This window comes from Mesorhizobium shangrilense (assembly GCF_028826155.1).
Taxonomy (GTDB): domain Bacteria; phylum Pseudomonadota; class Alphaproteobacteria; order Rhizobiales; family Rhizobiaceae; genus Arvimicrobium; species Arvimicrobium flavum.
This window is the reverse complement of the sequence record NZ_JAQGPN010000001.1, coordinates 4,188,319-4,209,354: the sequence shown is the minus strand read 5'-3', so window position 1 is coordinate 4,209,354 and position 21,036 is coordinate 4,188,319. Positions and strand designations below refer to the sequence as shown.

Annotated in this window: 25 protein-coding genes and 2 pseudogenes; 17 read left to right on the top strand and 10 right to left on the bottom strand. The window is 63.8% G+C overall.

Going from position 1 to position 21,036, the window contains the following annotated elements; all coding sequences use genetic code 11:
* The first annotated feature begins 205 nt into the window (after positions 1 to 205).
* The 5 genes and pseudogenes from PD284_RS20420 to tdh all read left to right on the top strand — a co-directional run bounded on the left by PD284_RS20420 (position 206) and on the right by tdh (position 5,629).
* Positions 206 to 1,408 carry an acyl-CoA dehydrogenase gene (locus PD284_RS20420; protein WP_274629965.1) on the top strand — a complete coding sequence of 401 codons (1,203 nt, stop codon included), beginning with the start codon at positions 206 to 208 and terminating at the stop codon, positions 1,406 to 1,408.
* A 234-nt stretch (positions 1,409 to 1,642) separates the two neighbouring features.
* Complete coding sequence (gene prmB, locus PD284_RS20415; protein ID WP_274629964.1) at positions 1,643 to 2,590, top strand: 50S ribosomal protein L3 N(5)-glutamine methyltransferase; 948 nt, start codon at positions 1,643 to 1,645, stop codon at positions 2,588 to 2,590.
* A gap of 89 nt (positions 2,591 to 2,679) precedes the next feature.
* On the top strand, positions 2,680 to 3,870 hold the full coding sequence (locus PD284_RS20410) for a glycine C-acetyltransferase (protein WP_274629963.1): 1,191 nt from the start codon (positions 2,680 to 2,682) through the stop codon (positions 3,868 to 3,870).
* Positions 3,871 to 4,089: 219 nt separating this feature from the next.
* Positions 4,090 to 4,464, top strand: coding sequence for a YybH family protein (locus PD284_RS20405; protein ID WP_274629962.1), 375 nt, complete (start codon positions 4,090 to 4,092; stop codon positions 4,462 to 4,464).
* 130 nt (positions 4,465 to 4,594) lie between these two features.
* Positions 4,595 to 5,629: pseudogene (tdh, locus tag PD284_RS20400) on the top strand (L-threonine 3-dehydrogenase).
* A 3-nt stretch (positions 5,630 to 5,632) separates the two neighbouring features.
* On the opposite strand, the gene PD284_RS20395 reads toward tdh, so the two are convergent.
* Positions 5,633 to 6,025, bottom strand: a complete 393-nt coding sequence (locus PD284_RS20395) for a type II toxin-antitoxin system VapC family toxin (protein ID WP_274630714.1) — start codon at positions 6,023 to 6,025, stop codon at positions 5,633 to 5,635.
* A 334-nt stretch (positions 6,026 to 6,359) separates the two neighbouring features.
* Between PD284_RS20395 and PD284_RS20390 the strand changes: the two genes are divergently transcribed.
* Positions 6,360 to 6,869 (top strand): HPP family protein, encoded by a 510-nt coding sequence (locus PD284_RS20390; protein ID WP_274629961.1) that lies wholly within the window; start codon positions 6,360 to 6,362, stop codon positions 6,867 to 6,869.
* A 4-nt stretch (positions 6,870 to 6,873) separates the two neighbouring features.
* Here the strand turns inward: PD284_RS20390 and PD284_RS20385 are convergent, their stop codons facing one another.
* The 3 genes from PD284_RS20385 to PD284_RS20375 form a co-directional block, all read right to left on the bottom strand.
* Entirely contained in the window at positions 6,874 to 7,710 is an 837-nt protein-coding gene (locus PD284_RS20385; RefSeq protein ID WP_274629960.1) for an alpha/beta hydrolase, read from the bottom strand.
* Positions 7,711 to 7,713: 3 nt separating this feature from the next.
* A complete protein-coding gene (locus PD284_RS20380) occupies positions 7,714 to 8,400 on the bottom strand; it encodes a hypothetical protein (protein WP_274629959.1) in 687 nt (228 codons plus the stop codon).
* Positions 8,401 to 8,477: 77 nt separating this feature from the next.
* Positions 8,478 to 8,939, bottom strand: a complete 462-nt coding sequence (locus tag PD284_RS20375) for a MarR family winged helix-turn-helix transcriptional regulator (protein ID WP_274629958.1) — start codon at positions 8,937 to 8,939, stop codon at positions 8,478 to 8,480.
* Between the two features lie 67 nt (positions 8,940 to 9,006).
* On the opposite strand from PD284_RS20375, the gene hmgA reads away from it, so the two are divergent.
* From hmgA to PD284_RS20355, 4 genes are all read left to right on the top strand, one after another.
* On the top strand, positions 9,007 to 10,320 hold the full coding sequence (gene hmgA / locus PD284_RS20370) for a homogentisate 1,2-dioxygenase (RefSeq protein ID WP_274629957.1): 1,314 nt from the start codon (positions 9,007 to 9,009) through the stop codon (positions 10,318 to 10,320).
* 98 nt (positions 10,321 to 10,418) lie between these two features.
* A complete protein-coding gene (locus PD284_RS20365) occupies positions 10,419 to 10,772 on the top strand; it encodes a DUF1428 domain-containing protein (protein ID WP_274629956.1) in 354 nt (117 codons plus the stop codon).
* A gap of 10 nt (positions 10,773 to 10,782) precedes the next feature.
* Entirely contained in the window at positions 10,783 to 11,790 is a 1,008-nt protein-coding gene (locus PD284_RS20360; protein ID WP_274629955.1) for a fumarylacetoacetate hydrolase family protein, read from the top strand.
* A gap of 23 nt (positions 11,791 to 11,813) precedes the next feature.
* Entirely contained in the window at positions 11,814 to 12,350 is a 537-nt protein-coding gene (locus tag PD284_RS20355) for a DinB family protein (protein ID WP_274629954.1), read from the top strand.
* On the opposite strand, the gene PD284_RS20350 is transcribed toward PD284_RS20355, so the two are convergent.
* Complete coding sequence (locus PD284_RS20350; RefSeq protein ID WP_274629953.1) at positions 12,345 to 12,581, bottom strand: hypothetical protein; 237 nt, start codon at positions 12,579 to 12,581, stop codon at positions 12,345 to 12,347. The genes PD284_RS20355 and PD284_RS20350 overlap by 6 nt on opposite strands.
* Before the next feature lie 104 nt (positions 12,582 to 12,685).
* Positions 12,686 to 13,798, bottom strand: a complete 1,113-nt coding sequence (gene hppD, locus PD284_RS20345; RefSeq protein ID WP_274629952.1) for a 4-hydroxyphenylpyruvate dioxygenase — start codon at positions 13,796 to 13,798, stop codon at positions 12,686 to 12,688.
* A 131-nt stretch (positions 13,799 to 13,929) separates the two neighbouring features.
* Between hppD and PD284_RS20340 the strand changes: the two genes are divergently transcribed.
* From PD284_RS20340 to PD284_RS20320, 5 genes and pseudogenes are all read left to right on the top strand, one after another.
* Positions 13,930 to 14,400: an Lrp/AsnC family transcriptional regulator gene (locus PD284_RS20340; protein WP_274629951.1), complete on the top strand. Its 471-nt coding sequence runs from the start codon at positions 13,930 to 13,932 to the stop codon at positions 14,398 to 14,400.
* 53 nt (positions 14,401 to 14,453) lie between these two features.
* Entirely contained in the window at positions 14,454 to 14,990 is a 537-nt protein-coding gene (locus tag PD284_RS20335) for a hypothetical protein (RefSeq protein ID WP_274629950.1), read from the top strand.
* 18 nt (positions 14,991 to 15,008) lie between these two features.
* Positions 15,009 to 15,119, top strand: a pseudogene (locus PD284_RS20330) (Lrp/AsnC family transcriptional regulator); the annotation flags it as partial.
* Between the two features lie 71 nt (positions 15,120 to 15,190).
* The gene (locus PD284_RS20325; protein WP_274629949.1) at positions 15,191 to 15,490 is read left to right on the top strand and encodes a nucleotidyltransferase family protein; all 300 of its coding nucleotides are present in this window, start codon (positions 15,191 to 15,193) and stop codon (positions 15,488 to 15,490) included.
* Positions 15,491 to 15,511: 21 nt separating this feature from the next.
* Positions 15,512 to 15,793, top strand: coding sequence for a HepT-like ribonuclease domain-containing protein (locus PD284_RS20320; RefSeq protein ID WP_274629948.1), 282 nt, complete (start codon positions 15,512 to 15,514; stop codon positions 15,791 to 15,793).
* Positions 15,794 to 15,890: 97 nt separating this feature from the next.
* Here the strand turns inward: PD284_RS20320 and PD284_RS20315 are convergent, their stop codons facing one another.
* Positions 15,891 to 16,232, bottom strand: a complete 342-nt coding sequence (locus PD284_RS20315) for a protein tyrosine phosphatase family protein (protein WP_274629947.1) — start codon at positions 16,230 to 16,232, stop codon at positions 15,891 to 15,893.
* A gap of 122 nt (positions 16,233 to 16,354) precedes the next feature.
* Positions 16,355 to 17,149 (bottom strand): 3-oxoadipate enol-lactonase, encoded by a 795-nt coding sequence (gene pcaD / locus PD284_RS20310; protein ID WP_274629946.1) that lies wholly within the window; start codon positions 17,147 to 17,149, stop codon positions 16,355 to 16,357.
* 184 nt (positions 17,150 to 17,333) lie between these two features.
* Here pcaD and PD284_RS20305 point away from each other — a divergent pair, with 184 nt between their 5' ends.
* Positions 17,334 to 18,446 carry an NAD(P)/FAD-dependent oxidoreductase gene (locus tag PD284_RS20305; protein WP_274629945.1) on the top strand — a complete coding sequence of 371 codons (1,113 nt, stop codon included), beginning with the start codon at positions 17,334 to 17,336 and terminating at the stop codon, positions 18,444 to 18,446.
* A 24-nt stretch (positions 18,447 to 18,470) separates the two neighbouring features.
* Positions 18,471 to 18,815: a RidA family protein gene (locus tag PD284_RS20300; protein WP_274629944.1), complete on the top strand. Its 345-nt coding sequence runs from the start codon at positions 18,471 to 18,473 to the stop codon at positions 18,813 to 18,815.
* Between the two features lie 53 nt (positions 18,816 to 18,868).
* On the opposite strand, the gene hutC is transcribed toward PD284_RS20300, so the two are convergent.
* A complete protein-coding gene (hutC, locus tag PD284_RS20295) occupies positions 18,869 to 19,612 on the bottom strand; it encodes a histidine utilization repressor (protein WP_274629943.1) in 744 nt (247 codons plus the stop codon).
* A gap of 56 nt (positions 19,613 to 19,668) precedes the next feature.
* Entirely contained in the window at positions 19,669 to 21,021 is a 1,353-nt protein-coding gene (locus PD284_RS20290) for a formimidoylglutamate deiminase (protein ID WP_274629942.1), read from the bottom strand.
* Between the last annotated feature and the right edge of the window lie 15 nt (positions 21,022 to 21,036).

Below are 21,036 nucleotides of genomic sequence, written 5' to 3'. Positions count from 1 at the left end.
GGCTACAGGATCGATCGTTAATTCATTGGCAATGAAATCGATTCCGCAACGTCAGCTGAGCCGGTTTGAAGAAGCACGGTTAGCGCGGCCTTTCCAAATCCTTGCAATTTGGGTCGACTGGCCATAGTGGCGCAACGGAAACGCCTTCTATAGAACTGCTCCTCGACGTAGAATGCACGGCAAGACCCACCCAATCGAGAGTAAGATGAACATAGCGACCAAGCCGGCCAAGGCCAATTTCGTCTGGAACGACCCATTCCTGCTGGAGGATCAGCTTTCCGAGGACGAGCGCATGATCCGCGACGGCGCTGCGGCCTTTGCGGCGGACAAGCTCGCCCCGCGCATCGAAGACGCCTACATGGAAGAGACGACCGATCCGGCGATTTTCCGCGAGATGGGCGAGGCCGGGCTGCTCGGCATCACTATCCCGGAAGAATACGGCGGGCTTGGCGCGAACTACGTGACCTACGGCCTCGTCGCCCGCGAGGTGGAGCGCGTCGATTCCGGCTACCGCTCGATGATGAGCGTGCAGTCTTCGCTGGTGATGTACCCGATCCATGCCTACGGCTCCGAGGAGCAGCGCAAGAAGTTTCTGCCGAAGCTGGCGTCTGGCGAGTGGATCGGCTGCTTCGGCCTGACCGAGCCCGACGCCGGCTCCGACCCGGGCGGCATGAAGACGCGCGCCGAGAAGACCGCGAACGGCTACCGCATCTCCGGATCGAAGATGTGGATCTCCAACGCGCCGATCGCCGACGTCTTCGTCGTGTGGGCGAAGTCGGCCGCCCATGACAACCAGATCCGGGGTTTTGTGCTCGAGAAGGGCATGAAGGGCCTCTCGGCGCCGAAGATCGGCGGCAAGCTCTCGCTGCGCGCCTCGATCACCGGCGAGGTGGTGATGGAGAATGTCGAGGTCGGCGAGGATGCGCTGCTGCCGAACGTCTCGGGACTGAAGGGGCCATTCGGCTGCCTCAACCGCGCCCGCTACGGCATTTCCTGGGGCGCCCTGGGTGCCGCCGAGGACTGCTGGCATCGTGCCCGCCAGTACGGGCTCGACAGAAAACAGTTCGGCAAGCCGCTGGCCGGCATGCAGCTCTACCAGAAGAAGCTGGCCGATATGCAGACTGAGATCGCGCTGGGGCTGCAGGCCAGCCTGCGCGTCGGCCGCCTCATGGACGAGGGCAAGATGGCCCCGGAAATGATCTCGATCGTCAAGCGCAACAATTGTGGCAAGGCGCTCGACATCGCGCGCATGGCTCGCGACATGCACGGCGGCAACGGCATCCAGATCGGCTACCACGTGATGCGCCATGCGGCGAACCTGGAGACCGTCAACACCTACGAGGGCGCGCATGACGTGCATGCGCTGATCCTCGGCCGCGCCCAGACGGGGCTGCAGGCGTTCTTCTGACGTCGACCATATCGAGGAGTTGGCGCTGGCGGGCCTGACGCAAGCCGGTCGCCAGGGCCAACCCGGAGTAGAATGGAGAGCGGCATCGCCGAAAGGGTGCCGCTCTCCAGCCGTTTCCGATACCCTGCAGGCGCTTCCGGGCCCGCGACGCCGGTGGAGCATCTGGTCGGGAAACGAGGGAGGTGGCCAGAGCGGTTTTCGATCGCGGATACGGCCGACAAAGGACCGAAAGTTATGCACACAATAGCTGGCGGGGCGGCAGGCGACCCCCGCGCGGAAGTCTCCGAACTCGTCACGCTGCGCGACCTGCTCCGCTACGCGGTGAGCCGCTTCTCCGCGGCCGATCTCTACTACGGCCACGGTTCCTCGACGCCGATCGACGAGGCGGCGTTCCTGATCCTGGAAACGCTGCACCTGCCCATCGACGATTTCAACGCATTCGCCGACGCGCGACTGACGGCGCGGGAAAAGGCGCTGCTCGGCGAGCGCATCGCGCTGCGCATCGAGAAGCGTCTGCCAGCGGCCTATCTCACCGGCCGAAGCTATCTCGCCGGCGTGCCGTTCCGATCGGATGCGCGCGCGCTCGCGCCACGCTCCTTCATCGCCGAACTGCTGCGCTCGCCGCTCTTCGACGGTTCGGGAGAGGGGATGTCCCTGGTGGAGAACCCGGATGAGGTGACGTCGGTGCTCGACCTGTGCACCGGCGGCGGGTCGCTGGCGATCCTGGCGGCCTATGCGTTCCCGAACGCCGACGTGGATGCGGCCGATCTCTCGTCCGACGCGCTCTCGCTCGCCGCCGAGAACGTCGCCGACCACGGGCTGGGGGATCGCGTCACCCTCATGAACGGCGACTTGTTCGAAGCCATCGGCCGGCGCGCCTATGATTTGATCATCACCAACCCGCCCTATGTCGGACGCGAAGTGATGGAGGTCCTGCCCGACGAGTTCCGCCACGAACCCGCGATGGCGCTTGCCGCGGGCGAGGACGGTTTCGACATCGTGCGCCGCATCCTGGCCGACGCGCGGGAGCACCTCAATCCCGGCGGCGGGCTGCTGTGCGAGATCGGCACCGACCGCGAACTGCTCGAGGCCGAGTATCCGGACACGCCGTTCCTCTGGCTCGACACCGAAGGCAGCGAGAGCGAGGTGTTCTGGCTTGAGCGGGATCAACTGCCGGGTTAGCGGGCCCCTCGATCAGGGATCTCCCGCGCCCACCGAGGGCGTTCGCTTTTCCATTGGAATTTCGGCGCGGCGTGCGCCACATTCCACCCATGAGCGCTGCATTCCTGACCTACATCGCCGCCGAACTCGACGGCCTCAGATCCGCCGGCCTCTACAAGCCCGAGCGGGTGATCACCTCCATGCAATCCGCCGAGATCGAGGTGGAAGGCGGTGCGAAGGTCCTCAACTTCTGCGCCAACAACTATCTGGGCCTGGCCGACAACGAGGATCTGCGGGCGGCCGCCAAGACCGCACTCGACCGCTACGGCTACGGTATGGCTTCGGTCCGCTTCATCTGCGGCACGCAGGAGGAGCACAAGCAGCTGGAGGCCAGGATTTCGGCCTTCCTCGGTATGGAGGACACTATCCTCTACGGGTCCTGCTTCGACGCGAACGGGGGCCTGTTCGAGACGCTGCTCGGCGAGGAGGACGCGATCATCTCGGATGCGCTGAACCACGCCTCCATCATAGACGGGGTCAGGCTCTCCAAGGCCAAGCGCTTCCGTTACGCCAACAACGACATGGCGGCGCTGGAGGAGGAGCTCAAGAAGGCCGAAGGCAGCCGCTTCAAGCTGATCGCCACCGACGGCGTGTTTTCGATGGACGGCATCATCGCCAACCTCCGCGGCGTCTGCGACCTGGCGGAAAAACATGGCGCCATGGTCATGGTCGACGACAGCCATGCTGTGGGCTTCGTCGGCACGCACGGGCGCGGTTCGCCGGAACATTGCGGCGTCGAGGGCCGGGTGGACATCATCACCGGCACGCTGGGGAAGGCGCTGGGCGGCGCATCGGGCGGCTACACCTCCGGCAAGAGGCAAGTCGTGGACTGGCTGCGTCAGCGCTCGCGGCCCTATCTGTTCTCCAATACGCTGATGCCGGCGATCGCCGCGGCGTCCTTGAAGGTCTTCGAGATCATCGAAAACGGCGACGAACTGCGCCAAAAGCTCTACGGCAATGCGGCACGCTTCCGCTCTTCCATGTCGAAGCTCGGCTTCACGCTCGCCGGCGCGGATCATCCGATCATCCCGGTGATGCTGGGCGACGCGACGCTGGCGCAGGCGATGGCGGAGAAGATGCTGGAGCGCGGCATCTACGTCATCGGCTTCTCGTTCCCGGTGGTGCCGAAGGGCCAGGCTAGGATCCGGACCCAGATGTCTGCCGCGCACTCGAGCGCGGACATCGACCGCGCGGTTGAGGCGTTCGGCGAGGTAGGGCGCGAGCTGCGCGTCATTCCCTGATCTGCAACGATGCGAGGAAGCGCATTCGCGGCGCGCCTTGCCGGTCGCCTGTTCAGATTGTGCGCCGAATGCCGGAGCAGTAAAATGAGACGGCGGGATTTCGTTTCCACTCATGAGGATTGGAGATGCGAAATGCGCAAGATCTCAGTCGTTTTGATCGCCCTTTGCATGACAGGCGCGAGCGGGGCCTATTCCTTCGCCCAAACGGCGCAAAGCGGGGTGGAGGAAGCCAACAAGCAGCTCATGGAGAGCTTCAATAACAAGGACGCGGCGGCCGTCGCCGCGCACTACACTGATGATGGCGCGATGCTGCCGCCGAACGAGGAGCGCATCCAGGGACGCGAGAACATCCAGAAGCTATGGCAAGGCTGGATCGATGCCGGCGTGACCGGCCTGACGCTGAAGGCGCTTGAAGTCGTGGAAGGGGGCGATATCGCGTTCGAAGAGGGCGCCTACACTCTCAAGGCGCCCGGCGCCGATGGCAAGCTCATGGAAGATGTCGGAAAATATGTGGTCGTGTGGAAAAAGGGGCCGGGCGGCGCCTGGCAACTCTATCGCGACATCTGGAACACGAGCCAGCCCGCGCCACAATGATGATGTGACGGGACTCGCTCCAGGGGCCACCTGTGCTAGCCTTGCTGCATTCGATCGCGGTGACGTCGCTCGGCCGGCCGCGGATCGAGAGGGATGCCGGCGTCCAGGTGGCAAACAGGAGCCCCCAAGCATGTCCAACATGATGCGCGCTCTCGTGAAGGCCAAGGCTGAGCCGGGAATCTGGATGGAGAACGTGCCGATCCCCGAGATCGGACCCAACGACGTGCTGATCAAGGTCCGCAAGACCGCGATCTGCGGCACCGACGTCCACATCTACAACTGGGACCAGTGGGCGTAGAACACGGTGCCTGTACCGATGGTGACAGGCCACGAGTTCGTCGGCACCGTGGCGGACTTCGGCGCGGCGGTGACCGAGTACAAGGTCGGCCAGCGCGTATCGGGGGAGGGCCATATCGTCTGCGGCCATTGCCGCAACTGCCGCGCAGGGCGCGGGCACCTGTGCCGCAACACGCTCGGTGTCGGCGTGAACAGGCCGGGCGCCTTCGGCGAATACCTGTCCATCCCGCAGCACAATGTCGTGCCGATTCCGGACGACGTGCCCGACGAGATCGCCGCGATCTTCGATCCGCTGGGCAATGCGGTGCACACGGCGCTCTCCTTCGATCTCGTGGGTGAGGACGTGCTCGTCACCGGCGCGGGGCCGATCGGCATCATGGGCGCGCTGGTCGCTCAGTGCGTCGGCGCGCGCAAGGTGGTGATCACCGACATCAACCCGACACGGCTGGCGCTCGCCAGGAAGCTCGGCGTGCATCACGTGGTCGACGCCTCGAAGGAGAAACTCGCCGACGTCATGCGCGAGGAGGGAATGCGGGAGGGGTTCGACGTCGGGCTGGAGATGTCGGGCTCGGCCGCAGCCTTCCGCGACATGATCGACACCATGAACAATGGCGGCAAGATCGCCATCCTCGGCATCGCGCCGACCGGCTTCGAGATCGACTGGAACAAGGTCATCTTCAAGATGCTGCATCTCAAGGGCATCTACGGCCGCGAAATGTTCGAGACCTGGTACAAGATGATCGCGCTTGTGCAGGGATCGCTCGACGTCTCCGGCCTGATCACGCATCGGATCGGCATCGACGACTACATCGAGGGCTTCGAGGCGATGAAGAGCGGCAGTTCGGGGAAGGTGGTGATGGACTGGTGAGGGTCAGCCGGCAATGAGACCAAGCCCCTCCGCGGTCGCAGCCTCGGCAAGCCGTCGATCGAGCGTTGCCAACTCGCCACCGCTCGGCAGGGCGAGTTCCAGGAATGCAGCATTGTACGCCGACAGCGAATGACGACGGGCAATGTTCAAGATGGTGGCGTGGTCGGCTTTGCCGTCTGTCCTTGGAAACATCCGTTCTACAAGCTCCAACGCGCGTTGGGAGAGCTCCTGAGTCAACCGTCCGCGACGTTCGTTCACGAGCAACACGTTGCGCAGCTCATGCCAGAAGATGTCGGGGACGATCATGCCTTGCTGGGTAGCCGCCGTCAGAGCCAAATCCGCGACTTGGGATTCTTCGTCCGGTGTACCCCAACAGGCTGCAATGGAACTGTCGATGACGACCGCCCCTAGGGACGACCTTCGGCTCGCGCCGACACAGCTTCGCCTTGAGTTCAGTGGCCTGAATCGTTCTCATCGCAGCCACTTCATCGGTTGACCGGTTAGAATGTTCAGATGACCATTCAAAATTCAAGGATCTTGCATCTTTCGTCCGGACTCGGCCGCGCTCAGCTGGAATGTCGTGTCGGCAGTCGGCGCCCGGGAGTGGACAAGGAGCGCAGCCTGCCGCGGGGCAAAATATTCCCGCTTCTCCTCATCATTTCGAATGTCTGGTGCTTGGCGTGAAAGACGTTTCCGGCGATACGGACCATCCCTTCCGCTGGGTATGTCAATGCGCTGCCACGTCAGATCGCTTCTCGCAAGGCATGAGCCATCCAGCCATGTGGGCCTCCACCTGAAGTCCGGCGTTGGCGCGATCGCCGGCATCGGCGCCGTCGGCGGCTTGGCGGCCCTCACCGGACTGTCGTTGCTCATCGCGCCGCTGGGCGCCACGGCCGTGTTGCTGTTCGGGCAGCCGGAAAGCCCGCTTGCGCAGCCGATCAACGTTTTCGCCGGGTATCTGCTGGCGACGGTGATCGCGGTGACGGCAGCGCTTTTCTTTCCCGGCGCATGGCTTGCCGCCGCGGTCGCCGTCGGTGCTGCGATCGCGGTCATGATGGCGCTGCGCGTCACCCATCCGCCTGCCGGCGCGGTGCCGCTGGTCGCCTTTGCCCAGCCGCTGCAGAGCGGGTCGCTGTTCCTGACGATCCTGCTTGGCGCGGTCAGCCTCGTGGGCCTGGCGCTGGTCCACCACCGGATCCCGCCGCGCGTGCAGTATCCGCGACTGCCGCTGCAGCCCTGAAGGCCTACGGCCAAGCGTGCGCCTGCTTGAGGAAGCAGCGCTTGATGAACTCGATCGGCTGCCCGGTCTGGTCTTCTTCCGCCGGGTAGGCGTGGGCGGCGTCTCCATCCGGAAAATAGTCGCCGTGGTCATACCGCTGCGCAGGGTCGATCTGCCACGGAGGCACCGTATTGCCGATCGGTCCGGGCGGCCCCGCATAGCCCAGCGCTCCGGAAAGCGGGTTTGCGGTCGGGTCCATCGCATGTGCAATGAGGTTTCCCAACGGAAAGGCAAGTCTCAGGACCCCGTCCTCGCGTGAGGCCAGAACGGAAATTCTGGCAGCGTTGGCGAACGCATCTCTGTACTCCTGTGTGAGGCAACTGCGTTCAATGGCTGCCGCCAGCAGGCAGACCATTTCCGCCTTGCGGTTCAGACGGCGAACAGCCTCGAGGGCGACCCGTGCGCCGAGGCTGTGGGCGACGAGAGAAATGCTCGCGGCCTCTTTCAGGTGCGTGTTGCAGAAGCTGGCAAGATGGCGTCCCGTTGTCTGGGCCGTGGGCTTCTCACGGGCGTAGCCGAGTGCTCCAATCCGTGAGTCGCCGGGCCACAGGACGCCGATGAACAGCGCCTCGCCGCCGAGACCAAGCCGTGCGTCGAGCCGCCCGAGGCTGGCGACTCCCGCTGCCCGCTTGACGTTGAACCCGTGGATCGCGAGCAGAACGTGTCGGCCATGGGCCCGCGGGGATGCGTGGCCTGGAAGGATCAGCTTCGGCGCAAATGACGGATCGCTGTCGAAGAGTTGCGGCGCGCGCAGGATGGGCCCGCCGATCGGCTCGACACGGAAGCTTGCGAAAAGCGTCATCGGTCAGCTCTTGGACGACTTGAATGCGGCAGCGGCCGTCGACAGCGCCGACATGAGATCCTTGGAGATCGGAGCGAGCGGGGTTGCAAGCAGACCTGCTGCCAGCGCCGTCAGGAAGTTCTGCATGGTGTGCGTTTCGAAGACGAGGAACCAACCCGCCATCGACAGGACAATCGCAATCGCCGCCGCCGCGACGCGCGCCGTATTCCGGTACTTCTGCTCGGCCCTCTCGTAGGCTGCATCGAGCCGGGCCTCGACGATCGCGTCGAAACGGGCAAGCAGATTGACTTCGGGTTCTTCCAGAACCGATCCGTTCGCTACCTTTAGCGCAGCACCCTCCAGAGCCGCTCCATCCACGTTCGGTATCGCCTTGCCCATCGTCGCTGCGGTGGCCGGCGTCAGGCCAAGTCTGATCAGGTTCTTGGCGGCCGCCTTCTGTTCGGTCTTGTCCATGCCGTTCAGCCAGTTCGCCTTGATCGGGCCGGACGGATCTTCCGCGTCGACGAGTTTCAGCGCGGGCATGAAAGGCGTAAGCGCCAAGTCGATGAATCCGTAGCCGATGTTCGATATGCCGCCCCTGAACGCCTTGGTGGCATCGACAAGTCCGGCAGAGGCCGTGCTCAGCGCGGTGGTGAGGGCGGTGATATGGCCGATATCGCCCCAGGCAAGTCCCCCAAGGTCAGGTTCCATCTCCAGTCTCCCGAGTTTTGCGAGAGTATAAGTCGGAGACGGTGGATTCTCAATGCAGAGTTGTATTGATGCAAACGTCAATCAGAAGTAGAGCCACGGTGTATGTGAAGCGCGGCCTCCAGGCGCTCGAAGATGTGTAGTGCCGATGATTTGTCATCGAGGTTCATCGCCTGCAGCAGTCCGGCATCGAAGCCTTTCGCAATGGGCACCATCTCGCGATAGGCGCGCCGTCCGGCGGCGGTGAGGGTCAGGTGTTCCACGCGGCGGTCACCGGCATCCGCCTGCCGCTTCAGCCACATCCGTCGTTCCAGTTCCGCGACAGCGCGGCTGACCTTCGTCTTGTGCATTGCCGAATGTGCGCCGATTGCGGTGGCCGTCACCGTGCCGAACTGGCCCAGGGTGGCGAGCGTGCGCCATTCCGGTCGCGTAAGGCCATAGCGGTCGCGGTAGGTTTGCGCGAACGCGCGGCTGACTGCATCGGCGAGCCGGTTCAGCCGGTAGGGCAAAAATGTTTCGAGGTCGAGTTTGTCGTCGTTCATGGCGTTGATGGTTACATTTTCAATGGTTACGAAAGCAACTATCTGACGCCAGTGACGGGAGGTCGCAATGTCTTTCTCCTACATGCCGGGTTTCGGCAACGACTTCGAGACGGAGACCCTGCCGGGTTCGCTGCCGCAGGGGCGGAACTCGCCGCAGCGGCCGGCATACGGGCTCTATGCGGAACAGCTTTCCGGCTCGCCCTTTACCGCGCCGCGCGGCACCAACGGACGGTCGTGGCTCTACCGCATCCGGCCGAGCGTGAAGCACACGGGGCGTTTCCATCAGTTCGATCTGCCGCAGTGGAAGACAGCGCCCTGCCTCGACGACCACGAACTGGCGCTGGGACAGCTCCGGTGGAACCCCGTGCAGATCCCCGACGAGCCGACCGATTTCGTGAGCGGCATGCGCACCATGACGACGGCTGGCGACGCGCTCGGTCAGTCCGGGATGGCCGCGCACATCTACGTCGCGAACAGGGACATGGCGGACGATCATTTCTTCAACGCGGACGGCGAGTTGCTGATTGTTCCTCAACAGGGGGGCGTGCGCTTCGTGACCGAAATGGGGGTGATCGAGGTCGAGCCCGGCGAGATCTGCGTGCTGCCGCGCGGCCTGGTGTTCAAGGTCGAGCTGATGGCGGGACCGGCGCGCGGCTATGTCTGCGAGAACTACGGCGCAAAATTCACCATGCCGGACCGCGGTCCCATCGGCGCCAACTGCCTCGCCAATCCGCGCGACTTCAAGACGCCGGTCGCCTGGTTCGAGGAGAAGGAGACGCCCTGCCGCCTGATCGTAAAGTGGTGCGGCAAGTTCCATACGACCGAACTCGGACACTCGCCGCTGGACGTGGTCGCCTGGCACGGCAACTACGCGCCCTACAAATATGATCTGGCGACGTTTTCGCCGGTCGGCGCGATCCTGTTCGACCATCCCGACCCGTCGATCTTCACGGTGCTGACCGCGCCGAGCGGCGAGGAGGGCACGGCGAACGTCGATTTCGTCATCTTCCCGCCGCGCTGGCTGGTCGCGGAAAACACGTTCCGGCCGCCATGGTATCACCGCAACATCATGAGCGAGTTCATGGGGCTGATCAAAGGCCAGTATGACGCAAAGGAGGAAGGCTTTGTCCCAGGCGGCGTCAGCCTGCACAATCTGATGCTGGCGCACGGCCCTGACGCGCCGGGCTTTGAAAAGGCGTCAAAGACCGAGCTGAAACCCCAGAAGCTCGACAACACCATGGCATTCATGTTCGAGACCCGCTTTCCCCAGATGCTGACGCGCTTTGCGGCAGAGTCGGAGGCGCGCCAGGACAACTACATCGACTGCTGGGCGGGGCTGAAGAAGCGCTTCAACGGTACGCCGGAAGGCGACTGGAGCTGATCCAGGCGCAGCTGAGTCGAATTTTGCGCAACGCTGGTTGTCGGATCGAGGTCATCGCCTACGTCCTTTGGTCGTCGTAACCTCGAAGGAGACAGATCATGACCTATGTCGACGGCTTCGTTCTGCCGGTGCCGAAATCCGAATGGGACGAGTATGTGAATAATGCCGAACTCGGCGGCAAGGTTTGGATGGACCATGGCGCGCTCTCCTATGTGGAGGCAGTGGCCGACGACGTGCCGGACGGCGAGATCACCTCATTTCCGCTTGCGGTGAATAAGGAAGGGGGCGACACAATCGTATTCTCCTTCGTCACCTACAAATCGCGGGAGCACCGCGACGAGGTGATGAAGAAGGTGATGGAGGACCCGCGGATGCAGCCCGGCATGCAGAACATGCCAGCCTACATGAAGCGGCTGATCTACGGCGGGTTCAAGGTGTTCGTGGAAAGGTGAGGAAACCTGAATGAAGCTTGCAACGCTGAAGAACGGGACGCGGGACGGCAAACTCGTGATCGTATCGCGCGATCTCACCCGATGCACGGACGCGTCCTTCCTCGTGCCGACGTTGCAGGCTGCCCTCGACGACTGGGCCCGCATTGCGCCGCATCTGGCGTCATTGGCGGAATCGCTCGAAATAGGCGCGGTTCCGTCGACCAGGTTCCATGAGCACGATGCCCATTCGCCGCTGCCCCGCGCCTATCAGTGGGCCGACGGCTCGGCTTACGTGAACCATGTGGAGCTGGTGCGCAAAGCCCGGGGCGCCGAGATGCCCGAGAGCTTCTGGACGGATCCCCTGATGTATCAGGGCGGGTCTGACTCCTTCCTCGGACCGCGCGATCCCATCCCCCTCGTCGACGAGACGTGGGGCGTGGACCTCGAGGGAGAGGTGGCCGTGATCGTCGGCGACGTTCCGCTGGGGGCGACGGTGGACGCCGCGCGGGGCGCAATCCGACTCATCGTGCTGGTCAACGACGTGTCGCTGCGCGGCCTCACACCGAACGAACTGGCCAAGGGCTTCGGTTTCTTCCAGTCGAAGCCGTCGTCGGCCTTCTCGCCGGTTACGGTGACGCCGGACGAGCTCGGCGATGCCTGGGACGGCGGCAAGGTTCACCTGCCACTGAGTGTCGACCTGAATGGAAAGCCCTTCGGACGCGCGAATGCCGGCGTCGACATGACCTTCGATTTTCCGAGGCTGATCGTGCATGCGGCGAAGACCCGGCCGCTCTGCGCCGGCTCGATCATCGGCTCCGGCACTGTGTCGAACAAGCTGGACGGCGGCCCCGGCAAGCCGGTGGCGGAGGGCGGCGCCGGCTATTCCTGCATCGCGGAGATCCGCATGATTGAGCAGATCGCGTCGGGCGAGCCGCGGACGCCGTTCCTCAAGGCGGGCGACACCGTGCGCATCGAGATGAAGGACAAGGCAGGACACTCGATCTTCGGCGCGATCGAGCAGGCGGTAGAGAAGGTCTAGACGAAGGCGGGGAGGGCGCTCCGATGGACCTTGTCGAGCACTTCCGCAGCATGGCCGCGAACAGCCTGTGGGCCAACGACCGGCTCTACCGCGCCGTGCTGGCGCTTAAGGCGGGCGAGTTCGAAGCGGAGCGCACGAGCTTCTTCCCGTCCATCAAGGCGACGCTGAACCACATCCTCTCCGTCGACCTCTACTATCTCGACATGCTGCGGGAGGGAGGCATCGGGCTCGGGGTGTTCGATGTCTGGAAGGACTACGACGATCCTGCGGCATTGGCCGCCGCGCAGGCTGCGTTCGACCGCGACCTGCTCGCCTTCTGCGAAGGGCTTGGCGCGCCTGACCTCGACCGACGCGTACCTACGGACCGTGGCGAGGACGGCCTGATCCCCGAACGCATCGGCGACCTCCTCGCGCATCTCTTCCAGCACGACATCCACCATCGCGGCCAGGTGCACGCCATGCTCTCCGATACCTCCGTCAAGCCGCCGCAACTCGACGAGTTTTTTCTGGATTTCGACTGGAAGCTGCGGAAGGCTGAGGTGGATAGGCTCGGGCTATAGACGAAGGTCGTCGTCCAGGCGGTCGGCGAAGACGCGCTTGATCAACTCCGCCGTGCGTTGGTCCTGAACAATCCCGTGCAGCCGGATCAGTTCTGCGAAAATTTCATCCATGTCATCCGAGTAAACCTGCTCCATGTGATCATTGACCAGAACTGCCCGGCCTTCGGCCTGTCGTCGAAGGCGTGCTTCGCGATCGGGGGCAGTCTCTGTCCAGAAATCGCGCGGCCGCATGGAGTTTTCCCGGATGCGGACAACTTTACCGCGAAAATCGAAAAAACAAAGCGGCCGGCATTGCTGCCGGCCGCCACCTCCTCCTCCGGTATGCGAGTTTTCGGCTATGCCGCCTGCTCGGCCTTCAGCACGCCGCGGCGGATCTGGTCTTCCTCGATCGACTCAAAGAGGGCTCGGAAATTGCCTTCCCCAAAACCTTCGTCCCCCTTCCGCTGGATGAATTCGAAGAAGATCGGGCCGATGACCGTCTTCGAGAATATCTGCAGCAGGATTTTTGTCAGGCCGCCGTCGACCACGCCTTCGCCGTCGATCAGAATGCCGTGATTCTTCATCCGCTCGATCGGCTCGTCATGGCCGTTCACGCGGTCGAACGATTTTTCGTAATAGGTCTCCGGCGGGCCGGGCATGAATTTCAGGCCGTTGCTCGCCAGCCTGTCGGTGGCGTCGTAAATGCCGTCCGTGCCGACTGCGATGTGCTGGATGCCTTCGCCCTTGTACTTCTTCAAGTACTCGACGATCTGGCTGGTCTCGTCCTTGGATTCGTTCAGCGGGATGCGGATCTTGCCGCAAGGAGAGGTGATCGCGCGGCTGACTAGGCCGGTGATGCGGCCGTCGATGTCGAAATAGTGGATCTGCCTGAAGCCGAACAGTTCGCGATAAAAGTCCCACCACTTGTCCATGTTGCCGCGGTAGACGTTGTGGGTGAGGTGGTCGAGGTAGTAGAAGCCGACGCCCTTCGGCGTCGGGTTGCGCTCGCCTAGCCACTCGAACTCGGCGTCGTAGGCCGAACCCTTCTCGCCATAGGTTTCGATGAAGTAGATCAGCGAACCGCCGATACCGACGATTGCCGGCACGTCGAGCGCCTTGTCGTCACCCGTGTAGGGCGTGGCGCCCTTCGAGACGGAGTGCTCGAAGGCGTGCTTTGCGTCCACGACGCGCCAGGCCATGGACGAAGCGCAAGGACCGTGCTTGTCCACGAATTTCATCGCGTGGGAGCCGGGCTCCGCATTAATCACGTAGTTGATGTCGCCCTGCCGCCAGACAGTGATGTTCTTCATTTTGTGTCTGGCGACAGGGGAGTAGCCCATGCCGGCGAAGAGCTCCTCCAGCTTCTGCGGCTCCGGGTGGGCGAATTCGACGAACTCGAAACCATCCGTCCCTGCGGGATTCTTTTCGCTGATCGTGGCAGCCGGAGCGTCGTGCGGAAACGGGCCCATGTCTGATCTCCCTTGGGACAGGATGATTGTCCAATTTGCGGCGATCTTACTCCTCAGCCTCTGCATCGTGCTTGCATTCAATCGCTTCGAATGCTTGATTTGCGCGCAATTCGTGCGTTGGGAGGCGCATCATGCCGGACAGTACGCAGATCGACGCGTTCGACCGCAAGATACTGGCATTGCTGCAACATGATGCGCGGCTCACCAACAACGATCTTTCCGAACGCGTAAACCTGTCGCCGTCGCAGTGCTCGCGGCGCCGGCAGCGGCTGGAGGAGGAAGGTTACGTGCGCGGCTACCGGGCGGTGCTCGATCGCGACCGCCTCGGCTTCGGCCTGGTCAACGTGGTGACGGTGACGCTCTCCACCCACAATCGGGACAATGCGCGCCGCTTTGCGGAACTCGTCTCCCGGCTGCCCGAGGTCCAGGAGGCGCATGCGCTGACGGGAGAGATGGACTACATCCTGAAGGTCGTCACGCGCGACCTGAAGGCGCTGGCCGCCTTCGTCAACGACGTGCTCCTGCCGCACGAGTCCGTGCAGCACGTGAAGACGGCGATCGTTTTGGAGACGCTGAAGGAGACCACGAGTTTACCATTGTAAATTGTATCAATACGAACGATACTAAACCTAGGGTTTAGTTGGAGGTGATCCAAATGGCTACTAGGGATTTCGACCAGATTCCTTCGGAATTGAGAGCGGCCATAAGGAAAGAAGCTATCCAGCAAGTTTCGAGGTGGGTTCTTGGAGCTATTGTAATTCTCGGCGTTGCAGCGCTCTTCGGTTGGTGGCTATTCCTGAGGCCGATGCTAATCACTCTGTTGGGTGGCGTGCCAAAAGGTGCTGTCGCAGCGTTTGATCTCAGCGATGGCTGTCCGGATGGTTGGACTGCATTCGAAGATGGCTCGGGGCGATTTATCATCGGAGCAGGTCACGGCACGGGCCTTGCAAACCGGCTGCTTCGGGCGGTGGGCGGCTCCGAGCAGCACAAACTGACGGTTGAGGAGCTTCCAGAACAGGAAGTAACCATACAAGTTCCCGTCTTTTCGGGCAGTGGAGATAAATTCAACGCTGGAGGAAAGGATTATACCGTTGTTGGTATCACTTCGCGTACTATTTCCATAGGCGGGGCGTCTAAAGAAATCGATATGATACCGCCGTTCTTGGCGCTGAATTTCTGCAAGAAGATGTAGGGCAACAGTTCAAGCTTGGCGCTGGCCGCCTTCGTCAACGACGTGCTCCTGCCGCACGAGTCCGTGCAGCACGTGAAGACGGCGATCGTTCTGGAGACGCTGAAGGAGACGAGCGCGCTGCCGCTGTGAGGCGAGGCATGCACGGTGGGGCGAACAGAGCTGGCGTGACGATGACTGGAAGGCACTATATCATCAGGGCCATGAACCGTGCCGAGGTCATCGCTCGTCTGAAAGCCGCCGAACCTGCCCTGCGGGCGCGCGGGGTGGCGTCGTTGTACCTCTACGGCTCCTATGCGCGCGACGAAGCGCGGCCGGACAGCGACATCGATATCATGGTCGATCTGCAGTCCGGGAAGGGGATGGACCTGAGCAGCTACCTTGTTCCCTACCGCGTGTTGGAGGCGCAGTTTCCAAACGTAGAAATCGGCTACGGGACGCGCGATGAACTGGTCTCGCACTATCGTCCCTATATCGAGCAACGCGCGATACGCGTGTTCTGAGGTCGCCAACCAGCCTGCCGCATGTCAGACTTCGCCATATCCTACAGCATCGACGCAATCACGGCGGCGACGCAGAACCGGTCTTCTGAGGAAATAGTGGCCGACTATGTGATGCAGCGAACTCTGGAGCGGGCGATCGAGATCATCTCCGAGGCCGCGAAGTCGCTTTCCAGCGAGATCCGTCAGCGAAAACCCGACGTTCCGTGGTCAGACATCATCAGCATCGGAAACATGCTGCGCCACGAGTACTATCGCATTCGTGAGGACGTGATGCTGAACATCCTCAATACCCATCTCCCGTAACTGCGCCCGGCCATCTTGCGCCTGTTGGCGTCAATCGAGCCGGGACCGATCGGACGTAAATGAAATGGCGGGCAGGCGATTGGTGACGGCCCGCCCTCTATAACCCCTTCAGCTGCTGCGCGCCCGCATAAAGATTCGTGCAGCGAGTGCCTGAACGGCAATAGGCGAAGACCGGGCCTTCAAGTTCCTCGAGCGCGGCCGCCTGTTCCTCGACGTTCGCTTGGGTGAGCTGGCCGCTGATCACAGGGATATGGCGGAAGGCAAGGCCCGCCGCCTCAACTGCCGTGCGGATCGTGTCAGCGGAAGGCTGGCCTGGGTCCTCGTTGTCGGGGCGATTGCAGATGACGCTCTTGAACCCTGCCGCCTTGATCTCGGCGACCTCTTCGGGCGTGATCTGCGACGAGACCGAATAGCCCTCGGCGATCTGACGATAGTTCATGCTTTGCGGTCCTGAACGGGAGTTGGATGTTCGTCGATTTGGCGACCGCTTGCGCAAATTGCAAGGGGGCGGGTTGTCGTTTGAGCGCCTGGTCTCCGGCAAACCCACCCTGTTTGGTATGGTCAGGCGTATCTCGCGCCCTTGAGAAAGCCGGCGACGAGGCTTGCGACGGCATCGGGCTGCTCGACGCAGGGAATGTGCCCGGCATCCGCGATGATGCGGAACTCGGCGCCCTTGACCAGCGCCGCAGTGCTGCGCACGAGATCCGGTGGCGTCGCGCCGTCGTGCTCGCCCGCAATGCACAGGACCGGCACGGCGAGGGCGCGCGTCGACTCGGTGAGGTCGGCATCGCGGATCGCCGCGCAGGTGCCGAGGTAGCCTTCGACGGGCGAGCGCCGCAGCATTGCGGCATATCCCGCGAAGTCGGCATTGTCGGGTGAGCGGTAGGCAGGCGAGAACCAGCGTTCCAGGACGCCGTCTGCGATCGCCGCGATGCCCTTCTCGCTGACCGTCTTGATGCGCTCGTTCCAGCTGTCCTCGGTGCCGATCTTGTGGGCAGTGTTGGAAAGGACGAGAGCCGCGACGAGATCCGGGTGGCGCGCTGCAATGCCCTGAGCGATCAACCCGCCGACCGAGAGGCCGACCACGGCGACGCGGCTGATCGAGAGATGGGCGAGCAGCGCGGTCAAATCTTCGACATGGTCGATGAGGTTGTAGGGGGCGGGCGTGATTTCGGAAAGGCCATGCCCGCGCTTGTCGTAGCGCAGGATGCGGTAGCGGTCGGCGAGCCGCTCCGCGACCATGTCCCAAATACGAAGATCGGTGCCGAGCGAATTCGAGAAGACGAGGACCGGCAGGTCCGAACGATCCGTCAGCTCGTAGTGAAGGACGACGCCGTTGACGCGCGCAAACTTCATGGGCGGCTCCCAGAAAGCAGCGACATTCGGGGAAAGACGCTGCCGGGTCAACCGTTCTTCGACACCCTGAGGAAGCACCGCGCGCGCGCCCGCCCGGCGGCAGCTGACCCAACCGATTGCGTTTGCATTTTCCGCGGGACGTGACATGTGTGGCCGGCAACCTGGGGATTGTTGCGAGGCGCCGATGACTGATGAAATCCATGTGGATGTCGCCATCATAGGCGCAGGGATTGCCGGCGCGGGCATCGCCGCGGAGATCGCTGCCGAGCTGAGCTGCGCCATCCTGGAGCAGGAAGAACGCCCGGGCTACCATTCGACGGGCCGGTCCGCCGCGATTTTCCTGCGCAACTATGGCAACGACGTCATCCGCGCGCTGACCCAGGCGAGCGCGGCCCACTACGACGCGCGCGACCGGTCGCTGTTTCCGTCACCCCTGCTGACGCCGAGAGGCGCGCTGTTCGTGACCGACGCAGAGGGTCAGGAAGCGCTTGCCGACCTGCTCGCCCAATCGAACGGCCTGCGCGAGATCGGCGTCGAGGACGCGATCACACGTGTCCCTATCCTCAACCGCGACTGGCTCGCGGCGGCGGCCTTCGAGGAGGACGCGCAGGACATCGACGTCGCCGCGCTCCATGAAGGCTGGCTGAAGAAGGCCCGGGCAAACGGCGCGCAGCTTGTCACCCGGGCGCCGGTCGCGCGGGCCGAGAGGCGAGACGGAGCCTGGCACATCGAAACGCCGTCCGTGCGGGTGCGAGCCGCGACGATCGTCAACGCCGCCGGGGCGTGGGCGGATAAGGTCGCGGCGGCCTGCGGCGTGACCTCGATCGGCCTGCAGCCGATGAGGCGCTCCATGGCCGTGCTGCCGGCGCCCGAGGGCTACGACCTGAAGGACTGGCCGCTGATCGACGATGCGCGCGAGAATTGGTACTGCAAGCCCGATGGCGGCCGCCTGTTCGTCTCGCCGGGGGACGAGGATCCCGTCGATCCGCACGATGCCTTCGCCGACGACATGGTGTTGGCGGAGGGGCTCTACCGGTTCGAGCAGGCTGTGACCATTCCGGTGACGCGCGTCGAGCGGAGCTGGGCGGGGCTGCGCACCTTTGCGCCGGACCGCACGCCCGTAACGGGCTTCGATCGCACGACCGAAAACTTCTTCTGGCTGGCGGGGCAGGGCGGTTATGGAATACAGACCGGACCGGCACTGTCCCGGCTGGCTGGAGAACTGCTGCGCGGGGTTGCGCCGTCGGCAGGCATGGAGGCATGGACCGCGGCACTGTCGCCCAACCGCTTCCGGTAATCGCATCGAAAGAAGGAACTGAGCATGACTATCAAGAGACTGCACGCGGGCCCCCGCATGAGCCAGGCCGTGATCCATGGCAACACGGTCTATCTGGCCGGCCAAGTCGGCAAGCCGGGTGGCAGCGTCGCGCAGCAGACGCAGGACATCCTCGAGACGATCGACAAGCTGCTCGCCGAGGCAGGCACCGACAAGTCGAAGCTGCTGCAGACGATCATCTGGCTTTCCGACATGAAGGACTTCGCCGAGATGAACTCGGTCTGGGACAAGTGGGTGGACGGGCCGAACGCGCCGGCCCGCGCGACTGGCGAGGCCAAGCTGGCCGGACCGGAATACCTCGTCGAGATCATCGTCACCGCGGCGATCTGATTCGGGCGACGACCCTTCGAAGGCGTCCGCCGCATCGCGCGGCGGGCGCCTTTTCATTTCTGCGACGGCACGAAACGCGCAATCAACGTGTGGCTGTCGCCCGGATAGGTCAGTCGCACCCGCGTGATGGGCTGGCCGCCGCTCCAGGTGCGCCGCTCGACCAGGAGGCAAGGCGCGCCCTTGGGAATGTCCAGCGCCTTGGCGACGACGCGATCGGCAGCCGCCGCCTTGATGCTGTGCTCGGCGGCGCTCCACGGCACCTGCGCGATAAGCCAGGCTCCGGGCGCGGATTCCGAGAAGATGGCCGCCTCAGCCTCGGGCACTGCCGCCTGGTTGATCAGCCGCTCCTCCAGGCAGAAGGCGCGCTCCCCGGCGAAATGGATGCAGGTGAGCTGGAGCAGCGGCGTGCCTTCCTCCACGTCGATCGCCTCGCGGTCCGCAGAAGCGGCGGGGCGGCGCTGCCCCTCGACCAGTTCGTAGCGGTAGGGGAGTCCGAGCGCGTGCACCTCGGTGGCGATGTCGTGAATCTCGAGGATGGCCGCCTGCGAGCGCGGCCGGCTGACGAAACTGCCCGAACGGCGGCGGCGCTCGATCAGTCCGCCCTTGGCGAGTTCGGTCATCGCCTTGTTCACTGTCATGCGCGAGCATCCGTACTCTTCGGTCAGCACGTGCTCGAACGGGATACGGTGGCCCGGCGGCCATGCGCCGGAAAGGATCTTGTCCGTGATGTCCGCCAGGATGCGTCGATGGAGCGAGCCTTGAGTGGACGCTCCTTCGCCTGTGTTCGGTGCGTCCAAGGATCGACTTCCTGTTCTGCTTGAGGGCGGTGACATCCCGCTATCATCCGCCTCAGTCAAACCGCAAGCTCGCGCATGGCCCTGCGGAAGCGAGCGGCGACTGCCTCCCGATCCCGGTGGCGTCCCTCGTCGACCAGCTTGCGGCCGGCTACCCAGATGCTGCGCGGGCGGACGCGGCCGGTGAAGACCCAGGCATCCAGAACGGCATCACCCATCGAGCTTTCGAACCCGGGGTAGGACTGGTCGAGTGAGACGAGGTCGGCTGACGAACCCTCGGCGATTGCGACGGGCGCGGCGCCCAGCGCGCGCGCCCCGCCGGCAAGCGCGCCGTCGAACAGCGCACGACCGGTGGAGCCTCCCGGTTCGGCGACGACGTTGCGGGCGCGGCGCGCAAGCCGCTGCGAATATTCGAGCTGGCGCATCTCGTCGGCGACCCCGATCTGCACGTTGGAGTCCGACCCTACCCCGAACAGGCCGCCGTGCTCGCGGAACAGGGTCGCCGCAAACGTGCCGTCGCCGAGATTGGCTTCGGTGAGAGGGCAGAGCCCGGCTACCGCGCCCGCACGCGCGACCGCGACCGTCTCGGCGTCCGTCATGTGCGTGGCGTGGATGAGGCACCAGCGGTCGTCGACCTCGGCATTGTCCAGCAGCCATTCGACCGGCCGCTGGCCCGACCAGGCGATGCAATCCTCCACTTCCTTGACCTGTTCGGCGATGTGGATGTGGATCGGGCCGTCGCCGGCGAGGCGCGCGACTTCGTCCAGTTCTTCCGGGGTGACGGCCCTCAGGCTGTGCGGCGCAACGCCGACCACGCCTTGATTCAAGACGCGAACGGATTCGCGGACTTTCTCAAGCAGAGTGGCGAAGCGATTCAGATCGTTGATGAAACGGCGCTGCCCTTCGTTGGGTGCGGCGCCGTCGAAACCCGAATGTGCGTAGAAGACCGGCAGTAGCGTGAGAGCGATGCCGGTCTGCTCCGCCGCCCCGACGATGCGACCCGCGAGCTCGCCCACGTTGTCATAGGGGCGACCGTCGCGGTCGTGATGCAGGTAGTGGAATTCCCCGACGCGGGTGAAGCCCGCCTCCAGCATCTCGACATAGAGCTGCGCGGCGATCGCCTCCATCTGTTCCGGGGTCATCGAGAGCGCGAACCGATACATCACCTCCCGCCACGACCAAAAACTGTCGGACGTGTTGCCGCGGACTTCCGCCAGGCCCGCCATGCCGCGCTGGAAAGCGTGACTGTGCAGGTTGGGCATCCCCGAGACGAGCGCTGCACAGTGGTCGTCGCTCGGCTGCGGCGCAGCGTCTGCCGCGACCGAAGCGATGCGTCCTCCGCCGATCTCCAGCCTGACGTTCCTTGCCCAGCCCGTCGGCAGAAGAGCCTGCTGCGCGAAGATCGCGGTCATCGGTAGTCCCCCAGA